General features: G+C 51.9%; 13 protein-coding genes and 1 pseudogene. 13 read left to right on the top strand and 1 reads right to left on the bottom strand.

Going from position 1 to position 8,801, the window contains the following annotated elements; genetic code table 11:
- Nucleotides 1–362: 362 nt before the first annotated feature.
- The 13 genes from LWH94_RS18360 to LWH94_RS18300 all read left to right on the top strand — a co-directional run bounded on the left by LWH94_RS18360 (nt 363) and on the right by LWH94_RS18300 (nt 8,286).
- Nucleotides 363–1,643, top strand: a complete 1,281-nt coding sequence (locus LWH94_RS18360) for a DUF3150 domain-containing protein (RefSeq protein ID WP_232903200.1) — start codon at nt 363–365, stop codon at nt 1,641–1,643.
- 79 nt (nt 1,644–1,722) lie between these two features.
- Nucleotides 1,723–3,612 (top strand): VWA domain-containing protein, encoded by a 1,890-nt coding sequence (locus LWH94_RS18355; protein ID WP_232903199.1) that lies wholly within the window; start codon nt 1,723–1,725, stop codon nt 3,610–3,612.
- Nucleotides 3,613–3,681: 69 nt separating this feature from the next.
- Entirely contained in the window at nt 3,682–3,837 is a 156-nt protein-coding gene (locus tag LWH94_RS18350; RefSeq protein WP_232903198.1) for a hypothetical protein, read from the top strand.
- Nucleotides 3,838–3,989: 152 nt separating this feature from the next.
- Nucleotides 3,990–4,205, top strand: a complete 216-nt coding sequence (locus LWH94_RS18345) for a hypothetical protein (protein WP_114435339.1) — start codon at nt 3,990–3,992, stop codon at nt 4,203–4,205.
- Nucleotides 4,206–4,243: 38 nt separating this feature from the next.
- Nucleotides 4,244–4,381 carry a hypothetical protein gene (locus tag LWH94_RS18340; RefSeq protein WP_181861331.1) on the top strand — a complete coding sequence of 46 codons (138 nt, stop codon included), beginning with the start codon at nt 4,244–4,246 and terminating at the stop codon, nt 4,379–4,381.
- Nucleotides 4,382–4,723: 342 nt separating this feature from the next.
- Nucleotides 4,724–5,293 (top strand): hypothetical protein, encoded by a 570-nt coding sequence (locus LWH94_RS18335; RefSeq protein ID WP_232903197.1) that lies wholly within the window; start codon nt 4,724–4,726, stop codon nt 5,291–5,293.
- An 83-nt stretch (nt 5,294–5,376) separates the two neighbouring features.
- A complete protein-coding gene (locus tag LWH94_RS18330; RefSeq protein WP_232903196.1) occupies nt 5,377–5,766 on the top strand; it encodes a hypothetical protein in 390 nt (129 codons plus the stop codon).
- A 71-nt stretch (nt 5,767–5,837) separates the two neighbouring features.
- A complete protein-coding gene (locus LWH94_RS18325; protein ID WP_232903195.1) occupies nt 5,838–6,191 on the top strand; it encodes a hypothetical protein in 354 nt (117 codons plus the stop codon).
- The gene (locus tag LWH94_RS18320; RefSeq protein ID WP_232903194.1) at nt 6,181–6,387 is read left to right on the top strand and encodes a hypothetical protein; all 207 of its coding nucleotides are present in this window, start codon (nt 6,181–6,183) and stop codon (nt 6,385–6,387) included. Before LWH94_RS18325 ends, LWH94_RS18320 begins: the two co-directional genes overlap by 11 nt.
- Nucleotides 6,388–6,484: 97 nt before the next feature.
- On the top strand, nt 6,485–6,676 hold the full coding sequence (locus LWH94_RS18315; protein ID WP_232903193.1) for a hypothetical protein: 192 nt from the start codon (nt 6,485–6,487) through the stop codon (nt 6,674–6,676).
- Between the two features lie 68 nt (nt 6,677–6,744).
- Nucleotides 6,745–7,119 (top strand): topoisomerase II, encoded by a 375-nt coding sequence (locus LWH94_RS18310; RefSeq protein ID WP_232903192.1) that lies wholly within the window; start codon nt 6,745–6,747, stop codon nt 7,117–7,119.
- Between the two features lie 214 nt (nt 7,120–7,333).
- The gene (orn, locus tag LWH94_RS18305; protein ID WP_232903191.1) at nt 7,334–7,963 is read left to right on the top strand and encodes an oligoribonuclease; all 630 of its coding nucleotides are present in this window, start codon (nt 7,334–7,336) and stop codon (nt 7,961–7,963) included.
- A gap of 23 nt (nt 7,964–7,986) precedes the next feature.
- Nucleotides 7,987–8,286 carry a hypothetical protein gene (locus LWH94_RS18300; protein WP_232903190.1) on the top strand — a complete coding sequence of 100 codons (300 nt, stop codon included), beginning with the start codon at nt 7,987–7,989 and terminating at the stop codon, nt 8,284–8,286.
- A 336-nt stretch (nt 8,287–8,622) separates the two neighbouring features.
- Here LWH94_RS18300 and LWH94_RS18295 read toward each other — a convergent pair.
- Nucleotides 8,623–8,801, bottom strand: a pseudogene (locus LWH94_RS18295) (IS256 family transposase); the annotation flags it as partial.

The following is an 8,801-nucleotide window of genomic DNA, read 5'->3' as shown; positions in this document are numbered from 1 at the left end:
GGCACTGAGACTTCGGAGTAAGAAGAGAAACCCCGCGTCGCTACGCTCCGATGGGTGGCAGCCTTGCTCCGGTCCGGGTGGCAGGCTTCACGTGGAATGGGTGGCAACCTTCAGCGGTTTACGCAATTCCAGCGTGGAAGCCTTTTTTATGCTGGGTTAATATCCAATTAAGCCTGTTTCCCAGGTGTCTGGTGTTCCAACGGCAGATAACCCGGAAAACAGGTTTTGCTCTCATCGTGAGAGTGAAAAGTAGGTAGCTGGCCTCTGAAAACAAACAGCAAATTGAAAATTGACCCTGCCAGGGGCGCACTGTCCCGGTAGGGGAATGGTGCGCCCTTTTTTTGTGAAAGGAGTGCATCATCATGAGCAACACTGTAAAGCACCTTGAGAACCTCTGCGTTATCCATGTCGATTTCGACATCTGGAGCGGCCAGACCCGGTTGAGCCCCGACGATTTCAAGTTGGGCGAAGGCGGAAAAATCCCTTCAGAGAAAGTTGCGCAGTTGGGCTCAAAAAAGATCTGTGATCCGGCGAAACTCAAAGGCTTTCACCGGCTGAAAACAGAAACCCGCCGTCTGTTGCTGCGTCACGGTATGCCGTTTATGAACGGTTTTGCCGTCCCGGCCAGTAAAACAGACACCATCTGCGATGAACTCAACAAAATCTCTGCTGAGTATGAGTCGCTGAAGCAAGACTTCGTTAGCGGTTATAACAACGCTGTCGAAGAATGGATCCTGGAAAATCCTGAGTATGAGTCCACCATCCGTGCCGGAGCACTGCCAAAGTCGGCGGTCGAGAAACGGATTGGTTTCGAGTACCAGATTTTCATGATCCAACCGATCAGTGACGACGATCCCACTGCCGAGAACCTCAATCGCAAGATTGAAAGCCTTGGGGGTGATTTGTTGGATGAAGTCACTGAAGAGGCCCAGAACTTCTTCTCCAAGAACCTCTCGGGCCGCGAAGAATGTAGTATCGCAACCCGCAATACCCTGAAGAAAATCCGCGACAAGGTTGATGGGCTGTCCTTCCTGGATAGTTCGTTTATCCCACTGGTTAACCTTTTGGATGAAACCCTGCGTGGTTACGAGCAACACGCTCACGGTCGCTTTATTCGCGCACCGTTTTTCTATCAGGTCGTAGCGGCAACGCTCATCATGGGTGATCGAAAGCGTCTTCAGGAATATGCCGAAGGGGCGGTAACGCTCGCTGGCATGGCTGAAACTGTTACGCCGGGACATTCCCGGAACGACAGCAACAGCTCCGATGACACAACAGCACAAACCCAACCGGAAGGTGACAGCAATGAGGTTGATGGCGATGTGCCATACGAGCCTCTGAGTTCTGATGAGCGTCAGGAAATGGTTGTAAATACCGAACTGGAAACGGCCCAGCCCGAAGAAGGTTTGAGTGATGACAACCCCACCATCAGCGAGACTTCTCAAGAAGATCTCGAAGCTGATATGGACAGGTTCTTTGAGCAATTCAGCAGTTCAGACGAAGCTCCGGCTTCAGAGCAGGCTGTAGCTGAAGAATCTGAAACACATCCGGAAACCGTTGAGGTAGCACAGCCCGTTGCGGTAGAGCCCGAAACGCATCCGGTCATGCCTGAAACAGAGGAGGAGGAAGACTTCTTCTTCTGATCAGGCAAATAACCCCAGAGGGTCAGCCATCCCTCTGGGGTGGCATGACTCTCTGTTCCAACAGAACAGGAGAAGAATCATGTCAAAACGCAAAACCATTTATAACGCCCTTCCTATCGTAGCAGCCGCTTACGGTGAGAAGTTCGGTGTGAAGGTGTCGGTTGGTGGAGACACTGCCTATACCGATGGTAAAACGATTGTGGTGCCCAACATCCCGGAAGATTATCCGAATAAGGATGTGGTCTGGGGATACCTCGCTCATGAAGCTGCGCACGTTCGATTCACTGATTTTTCGGTGAACCGGCGTCCCGGTCTTCACGCAGACCTTTCCAACATTCTGGAAGACTGTCGAATTGAGCGGGCCATGATCAATACCTATCCCGGTACGGCTCAAACCCTCAATGAAGTGGCAAGCTATATGGCCCAAGCAGGTCATTATCAGCATGTCACCAGGGAAGAGCACCCGGCCTCCATTCTGGAGGGGTTTTGCCTGTACTGGCTGCAATCGCAAGCAGTCGGGCAAAGCTGTCTACAGTCCTACCTTGATTCTGCAAAGGTGGCGCTGGAACAAACCTTCCCCAAAGGCGTAGTCGTTCGACTTAACGCCCTTCTCCGCAAAGCGGTTGACGCTGGCTCAACAGCAGAAGCCGTGGCTCTCACCGAAGAGATCATGAAGATGCTTGAGGAAGAGAAGGAGAAGGAGGAAGAAAAGCAGCAAGGGGATCAGAATCAAAGCCAGCAACCGCAAGGCGATGATGGGTCTTCTGATGGTTCCGGGGGAGGTGACTCCCAAGGTCAGAAGGATCAGAAAAACCAGTCTGGTGGCCAGGACGATTCGCAGCAAAATGCGGATCAATCCCAAGGTGATCAGGATGGTGCTGGCGGCCAAAAAGGCAACAGCTCTGGTCAGGATGACTCGAAAGGACAAAGCTCCAACGGGAAAGGGTCAGATACCGGTGAAACAGGCGAACAACCATCCTCTGCGCAAAGCGGAGATGATCAACAGCCTGGTTCAACTCAATCCAGCAATGGTGATGGGGCCGGTGATGACGCGACCAAAAAAGCTGCTGAAGTTATTCGGCAAGTGCTAGAAGCCAGCGGTGATGATTTGCTCGGAGACGCGCATGACTCACTCAAGGCTGATCTGGAACGCTCAGCGGAACAGACCGGAAACACCAATTACCGAACGGTGCGTAATGCGCAAGAAGCGCCGAAGCATCCGCAAGGTCGCCAATTGGTCGATTCGGTGAAAAGCACCACTGCCAAAATCCGGAGCCAGCTCTACGGTTTGGTTCAAGCCAGTCAGCGAACTGGCAACCGTAATCGTCGGGCAGGCAAACGTCTGGATACTCGCAATCTCCACCGCGTTGTGGCGGGAGATACACGGGTATTTCGGTCGCCGGTAGAAAAGCAGAAGCCCAATACAGCAGTTCATGTCCTGGTGGATATGAGCAGCTCCATGAAGGCGCGGGTCAATTCCCGTGGTAGCTCAAAGAGCCGTGAGCAGGTGGCAAGAGAAGCTTCTCTGGCCCTGGCCCTGGCTTTAGAGCCCATTCCTGGAGTGAACCCTGCTGTTACCTACTTCTGCGATAACCCCCAACGTCCGGTCTTCAGTGTCGTTAAGCACGGTGAAAACGTCCTGAATCAATCTGGTCGATTCCTGTTCGGATCCTGTGGCACTACGCCAATGGCTGAGGCCATTTGGTACGCCGCGTTCGAGCTGAGCAAAACCAGAGAAGACAGGAAAATGATGATTGTCGTGACAGACGGCCAGCCAAATGAGGTTGCGCCCACTCAGGCGGTCATTGATCTGTGCCATCGAAGCGACATTGAGATGGTTGGCATTGGGATAGAAACCTCAGCCGTATCAGGCTTGTTCGATAAGAACATTGTTATTGATGATGCGACTGAGCTTCAACGAACCCTGTTCAAGCTGATGGAGCGGTCTTTGACTACCAACGCAGCCTGACAGGAAACGTAAACCAGAGCGGTCTGAACGCAAGGAAGGGCCGCTTCCGTTCTCTCAAGGAGAAAAACCATGAATAACCCAACACCTTTCATCAAACGTGAGGCACGGGTTGTCGGTGTATCGCTGTTCGTTCAGAGCATTGATTCATCAAAGTCGCAGGCAAGCTTCTCATCCGGCCATTTAGGTGGTCAGGAGAAGCTGAAAAGAACCTCTGATCAGGTGTAGGAGGTTCCCATGACACGCGACAAGAGTTACCTGAAAACACCCGCCGAGGGGAGGAGGCTCCCCTGGGGGGCATCTCCTCTAACCGCCCACCTTGGCTACCAAATTAACCGGAGTTCAGGGCTGGTTACTCCGAGGTTAAAGGAGAAGCGATTATGTCTTTCAAGAAAAAAATCTACCGCTTTGCGCGGGAATTCCTTAAAGATGCCGGTATTGGCATTGCCCTGCTGGGGGCTGGCGCACTTGCGTTCCAGAACCTTGGTGAACCCAATGTCGTTATGTTCGGCGTTCTGTTCATCGTCCTTGGTGGTGTTATGAACATCGCATCACTGATCATGTATCTCTTCGAGGATCTGCTTTTCGAGGAGTAGTGAAGTCAAACGCTGAATGCTAGACTGGAGATATGGATATGTACGCTGCATTGATTGGTTTTGGTGGTTTTATTGTCGCGGTTACACTCGTTTGTGCCGTGGCGTATCGTCATGCTGATTCGCTCGAAAGCTGGGCTAAAAAGCATTGCCGAAAAAGTAAACCTGCCAACCGTTAATACCGGACATCCAGCAATAATGGATAGCCTGTGGAGCCTTGTGCTCCCAGGCTATTTTTTTGCCCTGTCGCTTTAGTCTGCCATGCACCCAAAAAAGTCAGTTTCAGGCGTAGTCGGATACGAGATTCTTGAGTAATATCTGATTAACGGTCTTTCTCTGGGCATTTCTTTCACATGTGAAAGTCAGGGAGTGCCGAGGAAAAAGCCGTTTTTGCTCTCATCGTGAGAGTGAAAGTAGGTAGCTGGCCTCTGAAAAGAAACAGCAAATTACATTAACCCCACCGGGGCGCATCTGCCCCTTGGGGTCTGGTGCGTCCCTCTGTTAACAACAGGAGATGTACCATGACTCATACCACCGATCATTTGGATCGAATCAAAGCGGCTATGGCCAACGTAGCCAACTCTCTGAAGCTTCCCGAGCACTACCAGAATGATCTGTCTATCGACTTCGATAACCTGGATCGTTTCAAGGGAACAAAGCTTGTTTGGCTTCTGAGAACCTCTGGAACTGTGTTGGTTCCGGCCAGGTTAGGCGTTGATCCCGGCTATGTGACTCACTGGCTTTGGGGCAACCACGGGCAAGAAATCGTGCCTTTCATCGTTGATACCCAAAGTGGTCTTGTCGAGAAGACAACCTTTGAGAAAGCAGAGAAGCTCATCCTTGAGCCTCCCTGTCATCTCAATTCAGCGATGTCGCCAGAAAAGCTGACAAGCGAGGTCAATGCGGTTCTGGAGCGTGGTTGTGAACAGCGACTGTGGGGGATCTTCGAGTCTCCGAACACGGTTGCGTCTATTGGTGACTGGAACGAATGGCGCTCTTATTTCAGCTCAACAGGCAATCAACTGATGGCTGATTTTATGGGCAAGGCGATTCGATACCTGAACACCAAGCTCAGCGCAAAAGCATCCTGAAAGGCCATATCCCTAACCTCAAATTAACCCTTGCGGGGTCTATCCCGTGAGGGATGGCTCCGCACTAAACCTGGAGCTATGCAATGAAAAATCTGAAGTTCTCTCTCAATCTGACAGGCCTGGTCGATCCGAAAGGTGATGAAAGCGCCCCGGTCATGACGGCTGAAGAATTGAAGTCCAATCTTCAGCAGCTCATTAATCTGGGTATGCGCGAAGGCTTGATCACTGGTGAAACAGCGGCTCAACTGGAGGATCACGCAATCACCATTGATGTAGAAGAACCGAAGACGACCTACAACCATGCTTACACCATTGCATTCAGTGTCAGTGGTTCAACCCACCCGAAAGGTGAGGATGTTACCCCAGCGCAATTGCGAGAGGCTCTTGAAGCCCGGATTGTCGATCTGACCAAGAATGGCGAATGGGAAGAAGCGGTCGGTGCGCCCTTCGACACTTACGAAGAGCAAGACTGACATCCATTAAATGAACCCGGAGGGGTAGCTACCTCCGGGTAGCGCCTCTCCTTTTCAAAAAGGAGATTTGCATGAACGAAACAACGCAGCCCAAGATCCCTGATCTGCCGGGCCGTCCCCGTGATGAAATCGAAGCGGTTGAGCTGGTCGCCAAGCTTGGCCTTGCTGAAGTCGAAAAACGTTACGAGGCTCTGTGTACCAGGGCTCAGGAACGATATGACAACTTCAGCAAAACCGGTGATATACCGGTGGGCTTTACTGCCCTCGATTACCTCACTGAAGAAGAGCTGAGTGAACGTCATCGCCTGTTCCTGGGCATGACGATTTGCTCTGACCCTCAAGCTGAAGCCAGGCAGCGCATTCTTATGCGAAAAGCCGAGCGTCAGCGTCTCCGGAAACAAAAGGAGGTGCAATATGCGGCCTGAGACGTTACCGGAGAATCGTAATCGGTTTGACCGTGACTGGTGCCACGATTATGTGGTTGCACACGGGGAGGGCCGACCAACGGAAGAGGCTTACGAGCTGGCGGAAAAACTGTACCGGAATGGCGATAGCTACGCCGACATCGCTTTTGAGGTTGTTGCCCGAGGCATGACCGTTGATAGCGAAGTTGAAAGCTAAAAGCCCACTCCCATCGGTTGATTTCCCGCCCATGTAAGCTTCACTGATAAGCGAACTTTAAATGGGATGAAGTTCTGATAATCAAAGGATGACCATCATGCTGAAAGAAACTGTTAACACCGTTCAATTGGGTTCCGTATCCATCTCGCTGGACAAAGCGAGATCTATGGTAGAAGCCATAAAAGAAGATGCCTCAACTGCTAAATCACCCGAAATGAAAGCAGATTTGCAGGATCTCCAAAACTGGATGCAAGAACACATAGCGGCGGCAACTCACCAAAAGGCATGAAAAACACAACCCCCAGGGGGCTCAGCGCCCCTGGGGGAGCTGGGCCTCCTTCATAGAAGGAGATACCCATGAACGCAATACCTCTGAGAAAACGCTCTGGGGTTGCCAACCCTCAAGAGTCTCCCCAGCTTGAACTGGATCTGTTTGTTCCTTCGGAGCAAACCCATGCAGCCAAAGTCATTCCCTTTGAGCCGCGATTCGAGTGGGATGAAAACTCCATATTTGCTCTTCGTGAAGGGCTTTTATGGGACAGCCTGAGAGTTCTGGCAGACGGGCGAGCAGGAGAAGCGGCCAAGCAAGAAGCGGAAGATTGGATGATGTCTGATGAGATCCATCCTTTTTCGTTTGTTGTTTGCTGCAATGAGCTGGGGTATGTCCCGGCTGAGCTTCGAGAGCAAACCCTTGATCTGATCCAGAGACACAAAAAACGCTTAGGTAAATGACGGCGAGCGTTGGAGATAGGTGATCCTATCTCCGGCGTTTTCCAGATCCTCTTGGTTCAGGAGTATCCGGAAAGCGTCCTGGACGCTTTGTGTGATAGCTGGTCACCTTAAACAAACAGCAATTCATTAACCCTGGGCTCAAGCCCTGGGCCTTCCTGAAATAAGGTTGATGACCCCTGACGGGGCAGCAACCCACTCCCAAAGAGGTGTAACTATGTCCTATTCCCTCGTCGGAATTGATATTGAGTCCGGTGGGCTTGACGGCTATTTGGAAATTGATGGCCAGACAGTCCATGGAGCGGCCTATTACCCGATCCTGGAAATTGGTGTGCTGGTGGCAACATCAGACCTTCAAAAAGCAGACGCCTTCTCGGTAGGCATTCGTCAAAGCCAAGAGGCTATCAACAGAATGCATCCCTGGGCGAAAGAGCAGCACGAGAAATCCGGCCTGCTCGAAGTGCTGGCAGAAGGTGGCGGTCACAACTACTTGGCTGAGAGCCTCGAAGATGCGACTTCCTACATCATCCAGCGGTTGGAATCGGTCGGAGCCATGCCCTATGACTCAAAAGAACGAACCGGCTCGATAGTGTTTGGTAACAACGTGGGGTTCGATATGAACTTCATTGGTGCGCAAATGCCCGCGCTCGCCAGGCACTTTCATTACCGGAAAATCGACATCAGCTCGATAGCGTTGTTGAAGCGTACCGCTTGGCAGGGAGTTGGATTCAATCCCCCTGAAAAGCAGTACAACCACACCGCCTTGTCTGATATTCAGGAGAGCTTTGAAGAGCTGAAAAGCTACACAAAGACCCTGAACACCTTGATCGAGAACACGCATTTCTAAGTTCTCAACGATCAATCCTGCCCATGAAGCCCAACGCGCTGCATCCCCGAAAGGGAGGTGCCGCGCCATCTCATTTTGTCGTAGAGCTCGATGTCATATCTGGCGTATATGAGAAGGCTACCACGAGGCTAATCAAGGCAGATACAGCCGAGGAGGCCGAACGGATAGCGTTGAGCGAGGAATGCCACGGTGTGCTTGGGGAGTCCGCAGAATGGACCGAGAATGGTGTTATGGATCTTTATGGAGAGTTCTATTACGCCGTTCGCAGGACCGTTCTGGTTCCTCCTGAACACGCCAAGGTATTGAGAGAATATCTCAGGTGAGATTCACTCTTTAATTAACCCTGCCGGGGTGGACTCTGCCACTCTGGCAGGGACACTCCGGCTTTTGTTTAAAGCAGGAGAAAAACATGAAGCAACATCAACAACAACCGGCTGCGCTTTGCGGTCGTATCAGCGATAACGAGAACGGTTTTGAGCGCAGGTATCCGCGCCTGCTGAAAGCCCTGTCCAGACAATGCTTGCTCACACCTCTTGAGGCGCTGAGCGTTTTAAGGCGGTGCGAACCCGAAGCTGTCCGCCACCTGGGCGGGTGGCAAAAGGCTGTGCAGGCAGCCTGGCACTCTCGCCAGAGTTATTGTCAAATCTGGTGTATGGGCATCAAGCCGCGTTCCTGTCTGATTGATCCTGTACTTGCTCGCCGTCCTTGAACTTCACGTTGTTGACCACAAGGGTCAGCAGATTAAATCCCTTGATCCGCTTCCAGTTCCTCTGCGCTGACTCCAGCAGCTTGTAGACCATCGCCAGTGTGGTCTCTCGCGAGCCGCAGTTCCGGGCTC

Source organism: Marinobacter sp. G11 (assembly GCF_021282325.1).
Taxonomy (GTDB): Bacteria; Pseudomonadota; Gammaproteobacteria; order Pseudomonadales; family Oleiphilaceae; genus Marinobacter; species Marinobacter vinifirmus.
The sequence above is the reverse complement of the archived record's forward strand: the minus strand, read 5'-3'. Positions and strand labels throughout refer to the sequence as shown.